The 20,291-nt window shown below is 65.0% G+C and carries 24 protein-coding genes and 1 other RNA gene; 10 read left to right on the forward strand and 15 right to left on the reverse strand.

Features of this window, described 5'->3' with window-relative positions:
• Positions 1–13: 13 nt before the first annotated feature.
• The 5 genes from JHW40_RS10465 to JHW40_RS10485 form a co-directional block, all read right to left on the reverse strand.
• Positions 14–1,054 carry an ABC transporter substrate-binding protein gene (locus tag JHW40_RS10465; RefSeq protein WP_090610107.1) on the reverse strand — a complete coding sequence of 347 codons (1,041 nt, stop codon included), beginning with the start codon at positions 1,052–1,054 and terminating at the stop codon, positions 14–16.
• 93 nt (positions 1,055–1,147) lie between these two features.
• A complete protein-coding gene (locus JHW40_RS10470) occupies positions 1,148–1,987 on the reverse strand; it encodes a TPM domain-containing protein (RefSeq protein ID WP_090610106.1) in 840 nt (279 codons plus the stop codon).
• Positions 1,984–2,844, reverse strand: a complete 861-nt coding sequence (gene ppk2, locus JHW40_RS10475; protein WP_090610228.1) for a polyphosphate kinase 2 — start codon at positions 2,842–2,844, stop codon at positions 1,984–1,986. Before ppk2 ends, JHW40_RS10470 begins: the two co-directional genes overlap by 4 nt.
• A 57-nt stretch (positions 2,845–2,901) precedes the next feature.
• Positions 2,902–3,843, reverse strand: coding sequence for a homoserine O-succinyltransferase (locus JHW40_RS10480; protein ID WP_090610105.1), 942 nt, complete (start codon positions 3,841–3,843; stop codon positions 2,902–2,904).
• Between the two features lie 2 nt (positions 3,844–3,845).
• Complete coding sequence (locus JHW40_RS10485; RefSeq protein WP_090610104.1) at positions 3,846–4,721, reverse strand: ATPase; 876 nt, start codon at positions 4,719–4,721, stop codon at positions 3,846–3,848.
• A 212-nt stretch (positions 4,722–4,933) separates the two neighbouring features.
• Here JHW40_RS10485 and ftsY point away from each other — a divergent pair, with 212 nt between their 5' ends.
• The gene (ftsY, locus tag JHW40_RS10490; RefSeq protein WP_090610103.1) at positions 4,934–5,983 is read left to right on the forward strand and encodes a signal recognition particle-docking protein FtsY; all 1,050 of its coding nucleotides are present in this window, start codon (positions 4,934–4,936) and stop codon (positions 5,981–5,983) included.
• Between the two features lie 9 nt (positions 5,984–5,992).
• Here ftsY and hisH read toward each other — a convergent pair whose 3' ends face one another.
• Positions 5,993–6,622, reverse strand: coding sequence for an imidazole glycerol phosphate synthase subunit HisH (hisH, locus tag JHW40_RS10495; protein ID WP_090610102.1), 630 nt, complete (start codon positions 6,620–6,622; stop codon positions 5,993–5,995).
• Positions 6,622–7,209 carry an imidazoleglycerol-phosphate dehydratase HisB gene (hisB, locus tag JHW40_RS10500; protein WP_090610101.1) on the reverse strand — a complete coding sequence of 196 codons (588 nt, stop codon included), beginning with the start codon at positions 7,207–7,209 and terminating at the stop codon, positions 6,622–6,624. Before hisB ends, hisH begins: the two co-directional genes overlap by 1 nt.
• A 210-nt stretch (positions 7,210–7,419) precedes the next feature.
• Here hisB and JHW40_RS10505 point away from each other — a divergent pair, with 210 nt between their 5' ends.
• Genes JHW40_RS10505 through JHW40_RS10515 form a run of 3 tightly spaced genes read left to right on the forward strand, consistent with a single transcriptional unit; the run spans position 7,420 to position 8,619 of the window.
• A complete protein-coding gene (locus JHW40_RS10505) occupies positions 7,420–7,884 on the forward strand; it encodes a hypothetical protein (RefSeq protein ID WP_211657179.1) in 465 nt (154 codons plus the stop codon).
• Positions 7,885–8,247: a cell division protein ZapA gene (zapA, locus tag JHW40_RS10510; protein WP_090610100.1), complete on the forward strand. Its 363-nt coding sequence runs from the start codon at positions 7,885–7,887 to the stop codon at positions 8,245–8,247.
• 51 nt (positions 8,248–8,298) lie between these two features.
• Complete coding sequence (locus tag JHW40_RS10515) at positions 8,299–8,619, forward strand: hypothetical protein (RefSeq protein WP_090610099.1); 321 nt, start codon at positions 8,299–8,301, stop codon at positions 8,617–8,619.
• Here the strand turns inward: JHW40_RS10515 and JHW40_RS10520 are convergent.
• Positions 8,616–9,386 carry an alpha/beta fold hydrolase gene (locus JHW40_RS10520; protein WP_090610227.1) on the reverse strand — a complete coding sequence of 257 codons (771 nt, stop codon included), beginning with the start codon at positions 9,384–9,386 and terminating at the stop codon, positions 8,616–8,618. The two genes, JHW40_RS10515 and JHW40_RS10520, sit on opposite strands and share 4 nt — an antisense overlap.
• Positions 9,387–9,459: 73 nt before the next feature.
• Here JHW40_RS10520 and JHW40_RS10525 point away from each other — a divergent pair, with 73 nt between their 5' ends.
• Positions 9,460–9,858: a hypothetical protein gene (locus JHW40_RS10525; protein ID WP_090610098.1), complete on the forward strand. Its 399-nt coding sequence runs from the start codon at positions 9,460–9,462 to the stop codon at positions 9,856–9,858.
• Between the two features lie 86 nt (positions 9,859–9,944).
• Entirely contained in the window at positions 9,945–11,132 is a 1,188-nt protein-coding gene (locus JHW40_RS10530; RefSeq protein ID WP_090610097.1) for an MFS transporter, read from the forward strand.
• Here JHW40_RS10530 and JHW40_RS10535 read toward each other — a convergent pair.
• Entirely contained in the window at positions 11,050–11,811 is a 762-nt protein-coding gene (locus JHW40_RS10535; protein WP_090610096.1) for a DUF599 domain-containing protein, read from the reverse strand. The two genes, JHW40_RS10530 and JHW40_RS10535, sit on opposite strands and share 83 nt — an antisense overlap.
• 199 nt (positions 11,812–12,010) lie before the next feature.
• Between JHW40_RS10535 and JHW40_RS10540 the strand changes: the two genes are divergently transcribed.
• Positions 12,011–12,463, forward strand: coding sequence for an Hsp20 family protein (locus JHW40_RS10540; RefSeq protein WP_090610095.1), 453 nt, complete (start codon positions 12,011–12,013; stop codon positions 12,461–12,463).
• A gap of 88 nt (positions 12,464–12,551) precedes the next feature.
• Here the strand turns inward: JHW40_RS10540 and recR are convergent, their stop codons facing one another.
• Genes recR through JHW40_RS10555 form a run of 3 tightly spaced genes read right to left on the reverse strand, consistent with a single transcriptional unit; the run spans position 12,552 to position 15,276 of the window.
• Positions 12,552–13,151, reverse strand: coding sequence for a recombination mediator RecR (recR, locus tag JHW40_RS10545; protein WP_090610094.1), 600 nt, complete (start codon positions 13,149–13,151; stop codon positions 12,552–12,554).
• A 7-nt stretch (positions 13,152–13,158) separates the two neighbouring features.
• Positions 13,159–13,503, reverse strand: coding sequence for a YbaB/EbfC family nucleoid-associated protein (locus JHW40_RS10550; RefSeq protein ID WP_090610093.1), 345 nt, complete (start codon positions 13,501–13,503; stop codon positions 13,159–13,161).
• A 3-nt stretch (positions 13,504–13,506) separates the two neighbouring features.
• On the reverse strand, positions 13,507–15,276 hold the full coding sequence (locus JHW40_RS10555) for a DNA polymerase III subunit gamma/tau (protein WP_090610092.1): 1,770 nt from the start codon (positions 15,274–15,276) through the stop codon (positions 13,507–13,509).
• Positions 15,277–15,448: 172 nt separating this feature from the next.
• Here JHW40_RS10555 and JHW40_RS10560 point away from each other — a divergent pair, with 172 nt between their 5' ends.
• Entirely contained in the window at positions 15,449–15,853 is a 405-nt protein-coding gene (locus JHW40_RS10560; RefSeq protein ID WP_244519067.1) for a hypothetical protein, read from the forward strand.
• A gap of 25 nt (positions 15,854–15,878) precedes the next feature.
• Here JHW40_RS10560 and ffs read toward each other — a convergent pair.
• Together ffs and JHW40_RS10570 are read right to left on the reverse strand one after the other, a co-directional pair.
• Positions 15,879–15,975: signal recognition particle sRNA small type (gene ffs / locus JHW40_RS10565), an RNA gene on the reverse strand.
• 66 nt (positions 15,976–16,041) lie between these two features.
• Entirely contained in the window at positions 16,042–17,916 is a 1,875-nt protein-coding gene (locus tag JHW40_RS10570) for a bifunctional 2',3'-cyclic-nucleotide 2'-phosphodiesterase/3'-nucleotidase (protein WP_090610091.1), read from the reverse strand.
• A gap of 311 nt (positions 17,917–18,227) precedes the next feature.
• Between JHW40_RS10570 and JHW40_RS10575 the strand changes: the two genes are divergently transcribed.
• Positions 18,228–18,680 (forward strand): hypothetical protein, encoded by a 453-nt coding sequence (locus JHW40_RS10575; RefSeq protein WP_090610090.1) that lies wholly within the window; start codon positions 18,228–18,230, stop codon positions 18,678–18,680.
• Between the two features lie 21 nt (positions 18,681–18,701).
• Here the strand turns inward: JHW40_RS10575 and JHW40_RS10580 are convergent, their stop codons facing one another.
• Positions 18,702–19,550 carry a prephenate dehydratase gene (locus tag JHW40_RS10580; RefSeq protein WP_244519066.1) on the reverse strand — a complete coding sequence of 283 codons (849 nt, stop codon included), beginning with the start codon at positions 19,548–19,550 and terminating at the stop codon, positions 18,702–18,704.
• A gap of 121 nt (positions 19,551–19,671) precedes the next feature.
• Here JHW40_RS10580 and JHW40_RS10585 point away from each other — a divergent pair, with 121 nt between their 5' ends.
• On the forward strand, positions 19,672–20,196 hold the full coding sequence (locus JHW40_RS10585; RefSeq protein WP_090610088.1) for a c-type cytochrome: 525 nt from the start codon (positions 19,672–19,674) through the stop codon (positions 20,194–20,196).
• The last annotated feature ends 95 nt before the right edge of the window (positions 20,197–20,291 follow it).

Below are 20,291 nucleotides of genomic sequence, written 5' to 3' on the forward strand. Positions count from 1 at the left end.
CCGCCCGCAAGCATCAGAACCCGGCCTTAATCTTCTCGAACTCGGCCAGTTGCTTTTCACGCTGCGCAGGATCGTTCGGCGTCTGGGCCAGAATCGGCACGTCGATATCGGACAGACCCTCGGCCACGGCAGGATCGTCGGCGATGGTCGCCATCGCCTCGGTCGAGGTATGGCCGTAACCGATGGTGTCCAGCAGCCCGCGCGCCGCCGAAGGCTCCAGCCAGGCGTTGATATAGTCATAGACCTTGTCTTCGCTGCCCTGACCGTTTTTCAGCTTCACATAGCCGCAGAAGAAGGTAGAGGAGCCTTCCTCGGCCTCGCGCTGGAAACCGACGGGATAGTTGTCGCCCTTCAGCACCACCACGCCGTCATTCCACGACCATGCCACATCGACCGCGCCCGAGGCCATCAGCTGCGACTGTTCCGCCGGATCGGCCCAATAGGCGGCGACGTTCTGATGCGCCTGACGCAGCCAGTCGGCGGCCTTCTGGAATTCCTCGTCGGTCACATCGTCCCAATCGGTGGTGCCGGTCGCCAGATAGGCCAGCGCCCAGACATCATCCGATGAATCGGGCAGCGAGGTGCGGCCCTGATAGGCCGGATCGACGAAGATCTGCAAGGTGGCCACATCCTCGGCCGGGACGTTTTCGGTGTTGTAGGCGATGGCGGTCGCGCCCCAGTCGGTGGGGATGTACCAGACGCCCTCGTCGTCCTGAAATACTTCGGAATCAAGGAATTCCGGGGCGATCTTGTCAAAGTTCGGAATGCGCGCGGTGTCGAACGGCTCGATCAGTCCGGCATCGCGGTATTTGCTGACCATCTGGCTGCATGGATGGGCAAGATCGGCCCGGAAGCCCGAGGCGAGCTTCTGGAACGCCTCGTCATCGTCGCCATAGAAGGCATAGGTCGGGCCGGTGCCGTGCTTGTCGATATATGCCTGGAAGATCACCGGCTCCTCGAACCCGGCCCAGTCGAAGACGGTCAGTTCGGGATCGGCGGCGAATGCCGGCGCGGCAAGGGCGGAAACCAGCAAGGTGGTGGACAGTAAACGCATGAAACGCGGGCCTTCCTGTTGCGGGGATTTGCCCTTGACGCTAGCCGTGGCGCCGTACTGGCGCAAGGGGTTTGCTGGCCCCGCTCGGGCGCCCTACCACCGCCCCGAGGCCCCCCCGCCCGAGGATCGTCCGCCGCCGAAACCGCCGCCGCGCCCCGAGGGGCGGCCTGCGCGCTGCGTCCGCCGCTCGCCCTCGCTGCGCCAGCCGCAACGGGGGCAACGCCGCCAGACGATCCGCGATGGCGGCGCATCCTGCGGGGCCTGAGGGTCGGGTTGCGTTTCATCCACCAGACCGCGCCCGCCGCATTGCGGACAGGGGCGGCGGGAATGGCGGACCCGGCGCAGGATGTTGCGAGCGATGCCCTGCGCGACGATCCCGGCGATGCCCAGCCCGATCAGCGCCGGGATCAGCGGCACCGGCTGCCGCACCCGACGCGGCGCCTCGCCCCGCGCCGAGGGCTGCGCGATATGGTCGATCACCGCCAGAGTGCCCTCGCGGATGCCCTCGGACAGGCGGGCGTCACGAAAGGCGGGCAGCATGATGTTGCGCATGATGTCCTGCGCGACGATATCGGCCTCGGGGGAATAGCCCGCGCCAAGCTCGATCCGGGCCTCGCGGTTATCGGCCAGCACCAGCAGCATGAAGCCGTCATTGCGCCCGGCATCGCCCACGCCCCAATGGTTGAACAGCCGCGTGGCGAAAGCCTCCAGCCCATCGCTGCCGCCATAGGCCGCGCGGTCGGGCAGGGTGACGACGGTGCCCTCGATATCGGTCTGCTGGAACAGGTCGATCAGCGCATGATCCAGAAGGCGGGTGTCGTCATCGCTCAGCAGCCCGGCGAGATCGTTGATGCTGGTATGCTGCCAGTCGGGCAGGTCCTGCGCTGCCAGCGGCAGGGTCAATGCCAGCCAGATCAGCGCTGCGCGGATCATCCGGGGATGATCTCGGGGCCGCCCGCGATCTGCGGATCGACCTCGCCGATGGCAGCGACGTCCTTGCCCGCGTAATCGACCGCATGCAGCACCGTCTGGATCGCCGCGATCCGTGCCCGGCGCTTGTCGTCCGAGCGGATCACCGTCCAGGGCGTGATCGGCGAATGCGACAGGTTCAGGGTCTCATGGATGGCCTGGCTGTAATCGTCCCATTTCGCCAACCCTTCGACGTCGATCGAGGACAGCTTCCATTGTTTCAGCGGGTCGCTTTCCCGGTCGAGGAAGCGGCGCATCTGTTCCGCCCGGCCCACATTCAGCCACAGCTTGACCAGAATGATGCCGTCATCGACCAGCGTCTGCTCGAAACCGGGAAGCTGGCGGAAAAAGGCGTTGCGCTGTTTTTCGGTGGCAAAGCCGAAGACCCTCTCAACCACGCCGCGATTATACCAGCTGCGGTCGAACAGCGCGATTTCCCCCGCCGCGGGCAGCCAGTCCGCATAGCGCTGGAAATACCATTGCCCGGCCTCGCGTTCGGTCGGTTTGGGCAGCGCGACGATATAGGCCGAACGCGGGTTGAGGTTCTTGCTCATCCTCTCAATGGTGCCGCCCTTGCCCGCCCCGTCGCGCCCCTCGAATAGCACCACGACGCGCTTGCCGGCAGAGACGACGCCATGCATCATCCGCACCAGTTGCAGTTGCAGCCGGTCCATATGGGCCTGGTATTCCTTCTTCGGCATCTCTTCGCGATAAGGATAGCCGGGGTCGAGGACAGCGCCCTTGTCCGCGCCTTCGACGGCCTTGCGGATGTCCTTGGGCGCGTCCTTCAACGCCTTGCTGATCTGGCCGACCAGCGGCATGTCGGGCAGTTCGTTCGAGGTTTTGTCCACGATGATCTCCTTGCTGGCAGGCGTCGGTTACCGCGATTCCGCGACCGGGGTTCCGATCTGGTCCATGTCATACCATGTCGTCTGATAGATCTCGTTGATCCAGTTGCCGTAAAGCAGATGGGCATGGCTGCGCCAGCGGTTCGCCGGAGGCCGCGACGGATCATCTTCGGGGTAATAGTTGCGCGGAATGTTGATCGCCTTGCCCGCCAAGACGTCGCGGTCATATTCGTCCTTCAGCGTCGTGCTGTCATATTCGAAATGGTTGAAAACATAGAGCGCGCGGTGGCATGGATCCTCCAGCAGGCAGGGCCCGGCATCGGGGCTGGCCAGCAGCGTGCGCAGCGCCGGGCGGGCATCGACATCGGGCTGGCGGATCTCGGTCCAGCGGCTGACCGGCACCAGCACATCATCGGAAAAGCCGCGCAGATAGGGCGAGGCCGGGGCAAGGTTCTGATGGCGGAAACAGCCGAAGGCCTTGTGTTCCAGCGCATGTTTTTCCAGCCCGTGGAAATGCCAGGCCATCGCCATGCCGCCCCAGCAGACGCCGAAGGTGGAATGGACATGGCTTTGCGTCCAGTCGAAGACGCGGGTCAACTCGTCCCAATAGGTGACCTGATCGAAATCCAGCAGCTCGATCGGGGCGCCGGTGATGACCAGCCCGTCGAATTTCTCGCCCGTCGCCTCGACCTCGCGGAAGGGGCGGTAAAAGCTTTTCATGTGATCGGCGGCGGTGTTGCGGCTGTGATGGTCCGACATGCGGATCAGCTGAAAGTCGATCTGAAGCGGCGTCGCGCCGATCAGCCGGGCAAACTGGTTCTCGGTCTGGATTTTCCTGGGCATAAGGTTCAGCAATCCGATGCGCAGCGGCCGGATGTCCTGCATCGCCGCCCGGCCCGGAGACATGACCATCACGCCCTCATCCGACAGGATGCGATAGGCGGGCAGGTTCTCGTTCAGGGTGATGGGCATCTTCAGGTTTCCCGGTTCTGGATGGTGCGGTCGATGGCGCGGGCAATGAGGTCGGTGAAATCGGCGGGGGATTTGACGCCCGCCACCTCTTCGGCGGTGACGGTGACGCCGCGCCGCGCCATCGCCTCGTATCGTGGCTGTCTGTGGGCCAATGCGCGGGCATAGGTCCAGCGGATGAAATCGTCGGGATTGACCTCGTCTTCATTCGCGCCCTTCTCGACGCGATATCCGATCCATGCGCGTTCCAGAAATTCCGGCTGGTAATACATCGGCTTGGGGGCACGGTCGAAGCGGCGCACCAATTCGGCGGTATGCGCCTCTGATCCCTTGATCCAGACCAGCAGCAAATCGTGCGACAGCGCCGTCAGCACCGGATCCTCGGGATTGTCGGGGTCCACCACCTCGCAGATCGAGCCGCCGGAATCGCAGACGAAATTGGCAAGGCCATAGATGTCGCGCGCGCGGTGCATGAAATAGGGCGTATCCAGCAGCGCGGCGATCTCGGCCCGGCGGTGCTGGTTCTGGCGCAGGCAGTATTCGTCGAAGGGCAGCCCGCCCCGGCTGGGATTGCCGGGCTTGCCCAGATAGGTGGACAGCGGCGCCAGATTGTCGAAGGTGATGTTGCTGGCGATATAGACGCTGTCGGACAGCAGCAGTTCACGCAGGAACGGCACCTTCATCGCCTCGCGCTTGAAGTTGTCGGCGATGTATTCGCCCATGTAACGGGTGCCGATCCGGTAATCGACCGAATAGTGGAACCACTCGCCCGCATCGCGCAGCATGCTGGCCAGATAGGTCTTGCCCAGACCCGACATGCCGAACAGCACGACCCGCTTGCTGGCCGATTGCCGCCATGCCTCACCGTCTTTGTAGATCATGACCTGCCCCTTGCTGACCGAGGCATATAGGTAATCCGCCAGACCGGGCGAGGGAAGGGGGCCAGCGCCACGCCGACCCGTGCCGCGATATATGTGACGCCGGACGGGCTTCCAAAAGATCTATTAGGTATTTGTAAGGAGTGCGAGGGGCTGTGGCTTTTCCTTGCCGCGCCGACGGGATAGGGTTTCGCGGCCAGCAAGAGGATACGGATATGTCGTTTTTCACCAAACTGCGCGAGCGGCTGACCCGGTCGTCAAGCAAGATCGGACAGGGGCTGGACGAGATCGTGGCCGACAACGCGCCGTCGGATGGTGAGGCGGCGCCCGCCGCGCCCGAGCCCGCCGCGACGCCGGCGGTGGTGTCGGCGCCCTCGGCCGCTGGCGGACTGGTGGGGCGGCTGTTCGGGCGCGGGCCGGAAGCGGTCGATGAGCCGCGCCGGGCGCTGGATGACGACATGCTGGAAGAGCTGGAGGACATGCTGGTCCAGGCCGATCTGGGGGTCGAGACCGCCTTGCGGGTGACGGCCAATATCGCCGAGGGGCGGATGGGGCGGCGGGTCGGCTCGACCGAGCTGAAGCAGTTACTGGCCACCGAGATCGCCCGGATCATGGCGCCGGTGGCGCGGCCCTTGCCGCTTTATGCGAAGGTGCCTCAGGTGGTGCTGGTCGTGGGGGTGAACGGCTCGGGCAAGACGACGACCATCGGCAAGCTGGCCAGCCAGTTCAAGGCGGCGGGCAAGAAGGTGGTGATCGCCGCCGGTGACACGTTCCGCGCCGCCGCGGTGGAGCAGTTGCAGGTCTGGGGCGATCGCGCGGGCGTGCCGGTGATGGTGGCCGCGCAGGGCTCGGACCCGGCCAGTCTGGCCTTCGACGCCATGACCCGCGCCGAGGCCGAGGGTGCCGATCTGTTGCTGATTGACACGGCCGGGCGGTTGCAGAACCGCACCGACCTGATGGAGGAACTGGCCAAGATCGTCCGGGTGATCCGCAAGAAGGACCCCTCGGCGCCGCATAACACGCTGCTGGTTCTGGATGCGACCACCGGCCAGAACGCGCTGAGCCAGGTCGAGACCTTCCGCAAGCTGGCTGATGTTTCGGGTCTGGTGATGACCAAGCTGGACGGCACGGCGCGGGGTGGTGTGCTGGTGGCGCTGGCGGATCGCTTTGGCCTGCCCATCCATGCCATCGGCGTGGGCGAGCAGATCGACGATCTGGACGCCTTCGATGCCGAGGAATTCGCGCGGGCGCTGGTCGGGCTGTGACCGGCCCGCTCAGGGCTTCCAGCGCAGGAAATTCGCGATCAGCCGCAGCCCGATGGCCTGAGATTTTTCCGGGTGGAACTGGGTGCCGATGATATTGTCGCGCCCGACCACCGCACTGACCTGCCCGCCGTAATCGACATGGGCCAGACGATGTGCCGGATCGGTGGTGCGGAACTGCCAGCCATGCACGAAATAGGCGTGATCGCCCGTCGCCACGCCTTCCAGCACCGGATGCGGGTGATCGATCACCAGATCGTTCCAGCCCATATGCGGCACCTTCAGACCTGGCGCGTCGATCGCCACCACCTGTCCGGCGATCCAGCCGAGGCCGGGGGTTTCGCGATATTCATGCCCCGTGGTCGCCAACATCTGCATGCCGACGCAGATGCCCAGAAAGGGCACGCCGCGGGTCAGCACGGCCTCGGCCAGCGCCTCGGGCATACCCTCGACCGCATCCAGCGCCTTGCGGCAGGCCGGAAAGGCGCCGTCGCCCGGCAGCACGATCCGGTCGGCCTTGCGCACGATGTCGGGGTCCGAGGTGACCTCGATCGCGGCCCCGGTCTCTCGGCCCATCAGTTGCAGCGCCTTTTGCGCCGAATGCAGGTTGCCGCTGTCGTAATCGACCAGAGCGACCTTCATCACAGCGCGCCCTTGGTCGAGGGCAGCACACCCGCCATGCGCGGATCGGGCTCGACCGCTTCGCGCAGGGCGCGGGCCACGGATTTGAACGCGGCTTCGGCGATGTGGTGGCTGTTCAGCCCGTGGATGCGGTCCACATGCAGGGTGATGCCGCCATGCGTGGACAGGGCCTGAAAGAATTCGCGCACCAGTTCGGTGTCGAAGGTGCCGATCTTCTCGGTCGGGAAATCGACGTTCCAGACAAGGAAGGGCCGCGCCGACAGATCCAGCGCGCAACGCACCTGGGTGTCGTCCATCGCCAGATTGAAATGGCCATAGCGGCGGATCCCCGTCTTGTCGCCAAGCGCGCGGGTCAGCGCCTGACCGATGGCGATGCCGGTATCCTCGACCGTGTGGTGATCGTCGATATGCAGATCGCCCGTGGCGCGGATGGTCAGGTCGATCAGCGAATGGCGCGACAGCTGGTCCAGCATGTGATCGAAAAAGCCGACGCCGGTTTGGTTGTCGTAACGTCCGGTCCCGTCAAGGTTCAGCGTGACCTCGATCTGGGTCTCGGCCGTGTTGCGGGTGATGGTGGCTGTGCGCATGGCATGTCCTTTCGTCGCAAGCGTCTTATAGGGGGCGCGGGCCTTCTCGCCAAGACGCGCCGGATCGGGATCGCGGCTTGCGCAAAAGGCAAGAATTTGCCTGAATGGCGTTTGACAGACCCCCGGGCCGCCAAGGTTTTTCGTCGCGTTCTTGTTTTATGGCGCGGTCAATGCCAAAACCGACGATAACGCCAAGGAAGGACCGACGCGATGAGCGATATCTCTGTCAGCGAACGCAGGCTCAGCGCCGCGCTGGACCGGATCGACCGGATACTGGAAGCCGGTGGCGGTCGCCGCGCTGCCGAAGGTGGTCCCGCCCCGGACGAACTGACCGCCGTGCAGGAACGGCTGGATGCGGCCAATGACCAGATCGCCGCGCTGGCACGGGCGAATGATGCGCTGACCAATGCCAACCGCGCCCTGATCGACGGCGAGGATGTGGGCGAGGACGGCGTCCGGCGCGCGCTGGAGGCCGAGATCAGCGCCCTGCGTGCCGCGCGCGGCGCCGAGATCACGCAATTGGGAGAGTTGATGGCCGAGCTTGAGCGTTATCTTGGCAATGCCGGTTCCGCCGCTCCGGTCACGCCCGAGGTGATCGGCGATGCCGGTGGGCTGCCCGAGGCGGATGATGATGCCGGGGCCGAAACAGGCGATGCGCAGGAAGAGGGCAGGTAGATGGCCGAAGTCGAATTCACCATCGGACACAAGGAATACAGCCTTTCAGCGCAGGATGGCGAGGAAAAGCTGCTGAAACGCGCGGCGCAGGTTCTGGATGCCGAGGCGCAGGCGATTCTGGGGCAGGCCGGGCGCGTGCCCGAACCGCGCCTGCTGCTGCTGGCCGGGCTGATGCTGGCCGACCGCTTTGCCAGTATGGAAGAGCGTGCCGAAAGGGCCGAGCGTCATCTGAACCGGCTGCAATCGAACCCCCAGCGGGTCGAGGTTCCGGTGATCCCGTCAGAGCTGAAAGAGGCGATGGCCGAACTGGCCGCCCGCGCCGAGGCTTTGGCCGAACGTCTGGAAGATCAGCGCGACGAGTGATTCTGATTGCCCGTTAACGCGGCGTTAATCCATTGTCGCGATGATGCGGGTATGAAGCTGATTCTGCCCCTCATATCCCTGATCGCCGTCCTGTCGGGCTGCGCCACTCCGTCGCCCGACATGATGGGTGCGGCGCGGCACGAGATCTCGGTCGGTGGCATGGATTTCGTCGTTTTCCATTATGGCGCGGAGGCCGAGGTGGTGCGCATGGGCTATCTGACCCGGCGCGAACGCGATCCGGTGCCGCAGCTGATGATCCGGGCGGCAGAGGCCACGACCGGCTGCGCGGTGATACCCGGCAGCATGACCACGAAAATCCCCGGCGATACCGGCGTGGCCAGATTCGATCTGGATTGCGGATGGGGAACCTAGCCCTCGCCCAGAAACACCGCCAGCGTCTCGGACAGGGCTTCGGGCTGATCGGCATGCAGCCAGTGGCCGGCATCCTTCAGCGTGACCAGCCGCGCCTGCGGGAAATAGGCGCGGATCTCGACCTCTCCCTGCCGGGTAACATAGTCGGATTGCGCGCCGCTGATGAACAGCGCCGGACCGCCAAAGCTGCCGCGCGGCAGGCCTGCGGGCCAGCCGACGATCCCGGACATTTCGCGGGCAAGGACGGGCAGGTTCAGCTTCCAGCGCGCCGGATCGGTCTTGATATCCAGCGATTGCAGGAAGAACGCCCGCAGCCTGCTGTCGTCGAGCTGTTCCGCCAGCCTAAGGTCGGCTTCGCTGCGCCGGTCGATGCCGTTCAGGTCGATGGCCTGCATCGCCGCCGCATATTGCGTCTGGTCATGCTGATAGACGACGGGTGCGATATCCATCACCACCAGCTTGCGCAGCAGTTCGGGCCGCGTCAGCGCCAGCACCATCGCCGCCTTGCCGCCCATCGAATGCCCCGCCAGATCGACCTTGCCGCCATGCGCTTCGATCACCTCGACCAGATCCCCGGCCATGGAATCGTAATCGTGACGCTCGGAACGCGGGCTGTCGCCGTGATTGCGCTGGTCCACAAGGATCACCCGCCGCGATTCAGCCAGCCGCCGGGCAATGGCGCCCAGATTGCGGCCCTGACCATACAGCCCGTGAACGATCAGCACCGGCACACCGCCCTCTGGCCCGGAAATGATTTGGTTCAGCATCACGTCTCCGCCTGTCACATCGGTGGTTCGGGGCGGCTGGTGCCGCCGCCCCATCCCGTCTATCCTGCGCGGCATGAGGCAACAAGCAAAGACCATCGACGATATCCGGCGCATGGCGGACGAGGTGGCGCAACTGATGGTGTCGCGCTTTGGCGGCGGCAGGTCCGGCGACCGGCCCAGCCTGGACGAGATGTTCCGCCGCCGTGGTGCCGCCCTGCCGCGCCGCCTGCGGGGACCGGCCCGGCGGCTGGCCGAGGCCGATCGGCGATGCGCCCAGCCCCGCGTCGGACGACAACAGGACATGCGCGCCGTCAGCCGCGCCTATCATGCGCTGACCAGCCATCTGCGCCCGTTGGGAGAGGTCAGCCGCTTTCAGAACCGGGCGCTGCATATCGGCGCCTCGGTCGCGCTGGCGTTGCTGTTGATCGCGGCGGGGGCGATCTGGATCATGTTGCGTCGCGGCACGCTCTGACCAGATCGTGAACCCGATGCAAAGCCGCTTGCGGATGCTGCGCCGCGGCATATGTTAGGGCGAACATCCCTCAGGAACACGCCGCAATGACCCATCCCCGCAGCACACGCAACGCCATCCTTGCGATGGCGCTTGGCGCCTTTGCCATCGGCACATCCGAATTCGCCGCGATGGGGCTGTTGCCCTATTTCGCCGCCGATCTGTCGATCACCGAACCACAGGCGGGCCACGTTATCAGCGCCTATGCGCTGGGGGTGGTGGTCGGCGCGCCGCTGACCTCGATTCTGGGCGCGCGGTTGCCAAGGCGGCGCTATCTGGCCGCGCTGATGGCTGCCTATGGGATGATGAACCTGCTGGCGGCGATTCTGCCGGGATTGTCGGCGCTGACGGTGACGCGGTTTCTGGCCGGACTGCCGCATGGCGGTTTTCTGGGCGTGGCGATGCTCTATGCCGCCGATGCGCTGCCGCGCGAGAAACGGGCAAGGGGTGTCGCGCAGGTGCTGCTGGGGCTGACGCTGGCCAATGTCGCCGGTGTGCCTCTGGCCGGGGCGCTGGGGCAGGGGATCGGCTGGCGCTGGGGCTTTGCCTTGCCGGGGGTGATCGCGCTGATCTCGGCCGGGGCGATTCTGCGGCTGGCCCCGCGAGTCGGAGGCGATCCCGACGCGCGACCGCTGGCCGAGCTGAGGGCGCTGAGCAATCCGCGCGTGCTGTGGCTGCTGGCCGTGAGCGCGGTCGGTTTTGGCGGGCTGTTTTCGGTCTATTCCTTCCTGACCGCCGCGATGCTGGCCACCACCGACGGTCCGGATTGGGCGATTCCGCTGGCGCTGGCGATGTTCGGGGTCGGCGGCACCTTGGGAACATGGGGCGCGGGGCGGTTCACCGAAATACTTGGCAGCACCCGCGCGGCCTATCTGAGCCTTGCGCTGATGGCGGTGACGCAGGGGTTCGCGGCACTGGCGGTTGGCGACTGGGTGCTGATGGTTCTGTCGTCCTTCGCGCTGGCGGCGGGGGCCGGGCTGGTCATTCCGTTGCAGACCAAGCTGATGGATGTGGCGGGCCCGGCGCAGAACATGGCGGCGTCGATGAACCACGCATCCTTCAACGCGGCCAACGCGCTGGGGGCCTGGCTGGGCGGCGCGGCGCTGGCCGCAGGCTGGGGCTGGTCGTCGCCCGGGCTGGTCGGGATCGCGCTTACGGCTGCGGGGGCGGTGGTTCTGACCCTGGCTCTCTGGTCGGAAAGGACAGCCGCGGCGGCGGCAGGCTGCGCAAGATGACCTGCCGCGAGGTCGAGGCGAATTCCCGCCGCCAGGTCACATAAAGCACCACTGCCGTGCTGAGAACCAGCGCCCATGTCCCGGCCATCCAGCCAAGCGCACCCAGCGCGAAATAGACGCTGCGCAGCCCGGCATTGAAGTTGCGCGCGGCGGTGATGTTCAGATCCGCCGCCTGCATCGCCCGCTGCATGGCGGCGGGGTCGTGCGGGTCGTTGGGGACCGCCGCCATCATCACCGCGCAATAGCCGAACAGCCGATGCGCCCAGACGAATTTCAGGAAGGCGTTGACGACGAAGAACATCGTCACCAGCAGCTTGGCGCGCAGCAGGGCGCCGGTGACATCAAGGATCTCGATCCCCTCGGCCAGACCCAGCAACCGCTCGGAATTGCCGATCAGCGCCAGAAGGCCGCCGGTCGCGATCATGCAGGCCGAGGCGAAGAACGAGGTGCCCTCGCGCAGCGTCGTCAGGATGTTGGCATCGAAGATGCGTGGGTCGCGCGCGACGAATTGCCTCATCCATTCGCGCCGGAACCGCGTCATCAGCACCGAGACCGATGGCTGGCCTGCGGGCGGGCGCTCGATCAGCCAGCCGATGCCATACCAGCAGATGAAAAGCAGCAGCACCGCCAGAATGTCGGGCAGGCCAAGGGTGATCGAGAGGGGCAGATCGAAGCGCATGTCCAAGGTTTAGGCCCGCGCCCGGCAGGTTGAAAGTCCCATTGATGGGGACGCGGTCATTTCGGCGGGCGGGCCAGGTCTTGAAACCGTCGCGGGGCTTTCCCAGATCAGGTCTGTCGGCGGCCACAATGGCGCCGGTGAACCGCCCGCCCGGATGATCGGGGGGCAATGACAACATCGCTTTGGAAGGATGTAACCCATGCGTAGCTTTGACCTGACCCCGCTTTATCGCGCCTCGGTCGGCTTTGACCGGTTGGCGGATGTCATGGACCGGGCCCTGTCGGCCGATGTCGCCGCGCCCACCTATCCCCCCTATAATATCGAAAAGACCGGCGAGGATACCTATCGCATCTCGATCGCCGTGGCCGGATTCGCCGCGGATGATCTGGATGTCGAGGTCCGCGACGGCGCCGTGATCGTCTCGGCCCGCAAGGCGGATGAGGATGACAGCCGGACCTATCTGCATCGCGGCATCGCCACCCGCGCCTTCGAGCGCAAGTTCACCTTGGCCGATCATGTCCGCGTCGAGGGTGCGAGCCATGTGGACGGCATGCTGCATATCGACCTGCTGCGCGAGATCCCCGAGGCGCTGAAACCGCGCCGGATCGAGATCGCGAAATCGGCGGCGAAGGTCGAAAAACTGGACGCCTGAGGGCGGTTGGCTAACGCTGGGGGACTTTGCGTCCCCCAGACCCCCTGCAGGATATTTGCACACCAGAGATGGGAAGGGCGCGGCTTTTTCAGATGCGGCGGCGGGCGCGCAGGGCGGCGCTGATGGTACCATCGTCGAGGTAGTCGAGCTCGCCGCCGATGGGGACGCCCTGCGCAAGGCCGGTGATGGTGACCGCGGTCTGATCGAGCGCGTCGGCGATGTAATGGGCGGTGGTCTGGCCCTCGACCGTGGCGTTGAGCGCAAGGATCACTTCGGTCATGGAGTCGCGGGTGATACGGTCGATCAGTTCGGGGATGCGCAGGTCCTCGGGGCCGATTTCGTCCAGCGCCGAGAGGGTGCCACCGAGAACGTGATAGCGGCCCCGGAAGGCACCGCCGCGTTCGAGCGCCCAGAGGTCGGCCACATCCTGAACCACGCAGATTTCGCCATTGGCGCGGGCGGGGTCGGTGCAGATCGCGCAGATGTCGCGGTCGGTGATGTTGCCGCAGCTCAGGCATTCGCGCGAGTTCATGGCCACGCGCTCTATCAGCGTTGCAAGCTGCGCCATCTGGCCGCCGCGTTTGCGGATCAGTTGCAGCACGATGCGCCGGGCCGAGCGGGGCCCGAGACCGGGCAACCGCGCCAGAAGCCCGATCAGCGCCTGAATGTCGTCGCTGCCTGCCTCCATCAGCGGGTCAGAAGGGCAGTTTCATATCGGCGGGCAGGCCCAGGTCCTGAGTGATGCGGGCCATTTCCTCTTGCATCTTTTCCTGTGCGCGGCGTTGGGCATCCTTGACCGCAGCCAGGATCAGGTCCTCGACCACCTCTTTTTCGCTGGGAACGAAGATCGAGGGGTCGATATCCAGAGCCGTCAGTTCGCCCTTGGCGGTGGCGGTGGCCTTGACCAGACCGGCGCCGGATTCGCCGGTCACCGTCAGCTTGTCCAGATCCGCCTGCATCTGCTGCATGCGGTCCTGCATGTCCTTCGCGGCCTTCATCATTCTGGTCATGTCGCCAAGACCGCCCAAGCCCTTGATCATCTGTCAGTCCTCATCCTCGAACGGGTCCCATTCCTCGACTTCGGCGACGGGACCGTGCTGCGTGTCATGCGGGTTGTCTTCGGGGCCAAAGTCGGGTTCGGCCTCGGGCGCGATGCGGCTGATCGCGGTCAGTTTCGCGCCGGGAAAGGCGGCAAAGACCTGCTGCACGATCGGCAGTTCCATGGCGCGGGCGCGGGCGGCCTGCTGCTCGGCCTCGCGGGTCTCGGCGATGGTGGGTGCGCCGCCGGTATTCGTCACGCTGACCGCCCAACGCTGGCCGCCGGTCCAGCCACGCAGCCGTTCGGCCAATCGCTGCGCCAGATCGGCGGGGGCGTTGCCGCGTGGTTCGAATTCGATCCGGCCGGGGCTGTAGCGCACCAGCGCCACATGGTTTTCGACCTGCATCAGCAGCAGCATGTCGCCCATGCGCCGGATCATCTGCGTGACCGAATCGAAATCGGGGAAATCGGCGAAGGCTTCGGGGGACAGCGCCAGCGCGGCGGCGCCGGATCGGGCGACGACAGATGCCGCACGGGGGGCTTGAGCTGAGGGTGCGCCTGCCGGGGCCTGTCCCGCCGGGGCGGCGCGTCTGGTGAAATCGCCAGCGGCCTGCGCCTGCTGCACCTTGCGGATCAGCGTCTCTGGGTCGGGCAGGTCGGCGACATGGGTCAGCCGGATCACCGCCATCTCTGCCGCCATCATGGCGTTGGGTGCGGCCGAGACCTCTTCCAGCGCCTTCAGCAGCATCTGCCACATCCGCGTCAGCACCCGCATGGCCAGTCGGTCGGCCAAGGTCTGGCCGCGCGTGCGCTCATCTGGTGAAATCGTCGGGTCTTCAATTGCTTGCGGCGTGATTTTGACGATCGAGATCCAATGCGTGATCTCGGCCAGATCGCGCAGCACGGCGACCGGATCGGCGCCATCGGAATATTGAGACTGCAATTCGGTCAGGGCGGCGGCCGCATCGCCGCGCAGGATCATCTCGAACAGGTCGATCACCCGGCCCCGGTCGGCAAGGCCCAGCATGGCGCGGACCTGATCGGCGGTAGTTTCGCCCGCGCCGTGGCTGATCGACTGATCCAGCAGGCTGGTCGCGTCGCGGGCAGAGCCCTCGGCCGCGCGGGTAATCAGCGCCAGCGCGTCATCAGAGATCTGCGCGCTCTCGGCCGTGGCGATGCGCCGCAGAAGCGCGATCATCACCTCTGGCTCGATCCGGCGCAGGTCGAATCGTTGGCAGCGCGACAGGACGGTGACCGGCACCTTGCGGATCTCGGTCGTGGCGAAGATGAATTTCACATGCGGGGGCGGTTCCTCCAGCGTTTTCAGCAATGCGTTGAAGGCGCTGGTGGACAGCATGTGGACTTCGTCGATGATATAGATCTTGTAGCGCGCAGAGGCCGCGCGATAGTGAACCGATTCAATGATTTCGCGGATATCACCGACGCCGGTGCGTGATGCCGCGTCCATTTCCAGCACATCGACATGACGGCCTTCGCTGATCGCGGTGCAATGTTCGCAAGTCCCGCAGGGTTCGGTCGTCGGCCCGCCCGCGCCATCGGGGCCGATGCAGTTCATGCCCTTGGCGATGATCCGGGCGGTGGTGGTTTTGCCGGTGCCGCGAATCCCGGTCATGATGAAGGCCTGCGCGATGCGGTCGGCAGCAAAGGCGTTCTTCAGCGTCCGCACCATCGCATCCTGACCGACCAGATCGGCAAAGGTCTCGGGCCGGTATTTGCGGGCCAGAACCTGATAGGTTTGCTGTGTGTCGGTCATCGTACCCTCGGCAGTTGCGTCACATTAACGGTGCCGGGCTCCATCGACAACCTGCGCCTTCATTATCTGTCCGTGAGTTCGTTGGATAAAATTCAACACATTGATTTATATCGTTTTAAGGCGGATCTGGTATCGGTGTGTATGTCTGTTTTCTTTATCCTGCGGAGTTGAAATGACGTTCCCATTTTCCAAGTGGTTGTTGGCCACTTCCATGTTGGGTCTCGCAGCCTGCGCCCAGACATCGATCCAGCCGATGTCCAAGGACACCTTCAAGGTTGCAACCAATGCTGCTCCCGCCTGCGGGCCTGCCGGGGCGCGAAATGTGGCCTTCAAGACGGCGGCAATCGAGGTCATCCGGAAGGGTGGTGATAGATTCGTGGTTGCTGGCGACCATGCCGACAGCGGTTTGCAAGGAGACTTTTTCTCTGGTTTTCAGCAGAACTATTCGCAGGGAATGGTTATCAGGATGGTCGAGCAGGGATCCAGCGAGGCCGCGAATGCGCTCTCGGCGCGTGAGACATTGGGCAGCAACTGGCAAGAACTTGTCAGAAAGGGCGCGCCCACAACGTGCGGCTGACTAATCCAATGAGTGCGCGGGAAAGGGTGAGAGGCTGGACAACGACCCAAGCGGGGCTCGTTACGGCTGCTTCCTTCCGGACCTGACCGGGTTGGCGAGGTGCCTGCCCGCGCCAACCTCTCGAAGGGACAGATAATGCGGGCGGGCAGCGATTGCAACCCCGTCCGCCGACCTTCACCGCGCCGCCGTCACAGGAACAGCCGCAGACGGGCGAAGCCGTCGTCGCTGAGGCCCAGATATTCGATACTGTCGCGGATTTTCGGATCGGCCCCTTGCAGATGCGGCATCGCATCGGGGCCGGTCTCGAACAGGGCCGAGGTGCCGGGCATGGCGCGGAAATGCCAGTTGCGGCGGGGCGCGACCTCCAGCCGGCGGCGGCGGCGGATATATTGGCGCAGCACATCGCGGGTCAGCGCACCGTCACTCAGCGCCACGCCATTCTGCGCCACCAGTGGGCTGTAAAGGCCACATGCCGCCAGACGATAGGAATTCGTCGCCAGCAGGAAACGCTGATCGGGGTGGACGGGCTGGCCGTGGCGCGACAGGTGTGTGATCCGGTTCGCCTGCGGATTCAGCAGGCGCCCATCGGGGCTGAAACGCGGGGGTTGCGACAGATCCACCTGCCATTCCACCCCGTCGATCACGTCAAAGTTATAGCAGGGAAATTCCGGGTCGATCAGCGGCTGATCGGCCTTTCCGGGGTGGATGGTCCGGAAGATGCTGGCAGAGCGTTCAAGCCATTGCTGCAATTGCGTCCCGGTCAGGTGCACGGCGCAGATGCGGTTGGGAAACAGATAGAGGTCGGCCAGATTGCGCAGGGTCAGCGCGCCTGCGGCGACATTGGTGTAATGCTGCGGCCCTCCGCGCCCGCCCGCGCGAAAGGGGGCGGCGGCGGACAGGACCGGCAATCCGGCCAGATCGCGGCGCAACTGGCGGCGGATATGCCAGCGTTGCGCCATGCTGACCAGCCGCAGGCAGGGATCTTCGCCGATCAGGGCGAAAAAACTGTGCAGCGGCATACCCACATGACCGATCCGGCGCCGGAAATGCCGCAGGGTCGCGCGATGGGCGGACAGGGCCGGGGTGGCGACATGGGTGGCTGGCGGGGCCTCGGTGCAGACCTGCTGTGCCTGCACGCAGAAATCCTCGACCTGCATCCGGCCCGTGGCGGTGGCGCGCAGCCGAAGGTCGATCACCCCCAGATGAGAGCCGCCGAAGCCCGCCATCACCGCAGGCTTGCCCGCCAGCACGCCCCGCTGCGGGTCGATGCCGGGGCCGGGCGGGATATGCGGGCCGGGAAAGACCTGATGACTATGCCCGGCGATCACGACATCGATACCCTCCAGCGCGGCCAGCGCGGTGGCGGCATGCTCCATCCCCGGGCGGGGGGTCAGCGGACCTATGCCGGAATGGGCCAGCGCAATCACCAGTTGAGCGCCCGCCGCCCGCATCCGTGGCAACACGTCCCGCGCCGATTCGATGATGTCGCGGCATTCGATATGGGCGGACAGGTCGCGATCCCATTCGACCGTCTGCGGCGGCAGAAAGCCCGTCACCCCGATTCGCAGCTGGACGGGCTGGCCCAGATCATCGGTCATCTCGCGTTCCAGAATCACGAAACGCGGCAGATCGCCCCCGCGCAGGCAGCGCAGATTGGCAGAGACGACGGGAAAGCCCGCTTGGGCGATCACGCGACGCAGGAAGGGCAGGCCGAAATTGAAATCGTGATTGCCAAGCGTGCCCACGTCATAGCGCATGGCATTCATCGCCGCGATGGCGGGGTGGCGCGCGCCGCAACTGGCCTTGCCCGCAGCATAATCCCCCAGCGGGTTGCCCTGAAGGAAATCGCCATTGTCCAGCAGCAGGCTGTTCCGCACCTCTTGCTGACGGCGCATTGCCAGCGAGGCGACCCGCGCCAGCCCGATCCGGTTGCTGGGGCGGTCGCTCAGATAATCATAGGGCAGCACATGCATATGCATGTCGGTGGTCGCAAGGATCCTGAGCGACAATCCGCCGGGCGCCTTGCCCTGACTGGTCATGCCAATCGCACTGTGTCGGACCATTCCGGGCTCACTTGTAACAGCCGCATCGCCAGCCTGCGGGACACGGCAACCATTGACCTTTCCACCTTAGGACGCGCCGATTCGTTTCACAACCTGAGATTGTTTTGATCTTGCTGGCTGATTGGGCAGGGGTTTCGGTTCTGCCGCCTTCACCATCAAAAATACGCCCTCGCGCGGGGTTTGTCACACGATTGAGCAAGTTTCCGAGCAAGGCTGGGCATTCGGTTGAACATGGCCGCGAATATGGACTATCAGCAGGGCGCTGTCGGCTGATTTTCGACACCCCGGAATTGGATGATCAGGTTGCTTGCATGAAATTTTCGACCCGATGCGACACGGATATCTGCGCGGTTGATCTGTTTGCCCGGATCAGCGATTTCGACCGGATCGAAAGCATCCTTCTGCGCCGGGGCGCCACCGTCCAGCGGATCGATCCGGCACAGGAACCCGGCACCGGCATGGGCTGGAATATCGGCTTCGACTGGCGCGGCAAGGCGCGCGACCTGCGGCTGGAGGTGATCCGTTTTGATCGGCCCGAACGGGTATCGCTGGCCGGGCAGTCCGATTCCTTCACCATCGACACCGACATGAGCGTGGTGGCGCTCAGCCGCACGCGGTCGCGCCTGCTGTTCGACACGAATGTCCGCCCCCGCAACATGCGCGCGCGGCTGATGTTGCAGACCGCCAAGCTGGGCCGGGGCCAGCTGGAGCGCAAGTTCGCCGAGCGTATCCAGCTGTTCGTGTCGGAATTGCAGACGGCCTGATCGCGGCGCGTCTGCTGTGGTTCAGTCGGCCTGCTGGCTGGCGCGCAGCGGATCGGCGGGATAGGTGCCCAGAATGTTCAGCACCGAGGTGAAATAGCGCAGCTCTTCCAGCGCGCGTTGCAGGGCCGGATCGTCGGGATGGCCTTCCACATCGGCATAGAACTGCGTCGCGGTGAACACGCCATCCACCATATAGCTTTCCAGCTTGGTCATGTTGACGCCATTGGTCGCGAAACCACCCATCGCCTTGTAAAGCGCGGCGGGAATGTTGCGTACGCGGAACACGAATGTCGTCATCATCCGTTCGGCCCGGCGGCTGGTGTCGGGTTCGCGCGACATGATCAGGAAGCGGGTGGTGTTGTTCTGCCGGTCCTCGATCCGGTCGGCCAGCGGGTCCAGGCCATAGATCTCTCCGGCCAGCGGAGAGGCCAGCGCCGCCAGCGACCGATTGCCGCGGGCGGCGACTTCTTTGGCGGAACCCGCCGTATCGGCGCCGGTGATGCCGTGGATGCCGTGACGGCGCATGAAACCCCGGCACTGGCCCAGCAGGACGGTATGGCTCATCGCTTCGGTGATCTCGGACAGGGGCGTTCCGGGCACGGCCAGCAGGCTGATATGCACCCGCACGAAGGCTTCGTCGATGATGTGCAGGCCGGATTCGGGCAGCAGGTGATGGATATCGGCCACCCTGCCATAGGTCGAATTCTCGACCGGCAGCATCGCCAGATCGGCCTGATGGCTGCGCACGGCCTCGATCACGTCCTCGAAGGTACGGCAGGGCAGCGCCTCCATCGAAGGGCGGGCCTTGCGACAGGCTTCGTGGCTATAGGCGCCGGGTTCGCCCTGAAATGCGATGCGGTTCGTTTTCACAGCCCACTCCGAACAACTGAGTTTTTGAATTTTCCAGCGGTAAGTATACCTTGATCCCGGAAAGCGAAAGCGGATAGATACTGCCGGAATTGACGAGCTTACCAATCGGGGACCGCACGCGATGTTCAATACCATGACAATCACCAAGGCCGCCGGCGCACTGATTGGTGCCCTGCTGCTGCTTTTGCTGGCCAACTGGGCCGCCAGCGGGCTGTATCACGTCGGCCCTGCCGGGCATGGTGGCGACGAAGAACATGCGCAGGCCTATTCCATCCCGGTCGAGGAAACCTCGGCCGAACCCGAAGACGACGCACCCGCGCTTGATGTCGAGGCGCTGATGGCTGTGGCCGATGCCGCCGCAGGCGAACGCGAATGGGGCAAATGCCGCGCCTGCCACAAGCTGGACGGCACCGACGGCACCGGCCCGCATCTGAATGGCGTCGTTGGTCGCGCCGTGGGATCGGTCGATGGCTTCGGCTATTCCGACGGCATGACCTCGCATGGCGGCGAATGGGAGCCCGAGGTGCTGATCCGCTTCCTGACCAACCCGCGCGCCGAAGTGCCGGGCACCAAGATGGCCTTTGCCGGGATCCGCGACCCGCAGGCGATCGCCCATCTGATCGCCTATCTGGAACAGAATTCCTGACGGGACGCGATCCTTTGGACGTGTGAATACAGGGGTGCAAGCCGCAGGGCCTGCGCCCCTTTCTCGTTCCCCGCAGCCCTGCCGCCCTGCAATTC

This window comes from Paracoccus alcaliphilus, assembly GCF_028553725.1.
Lineage (GTDB): Bacteria > Pseudomonadota > Alphaproteobacteria > Rhodobacterales > Rhodobacteraceae > Paracoccus > Paracoccus alcaliphilus.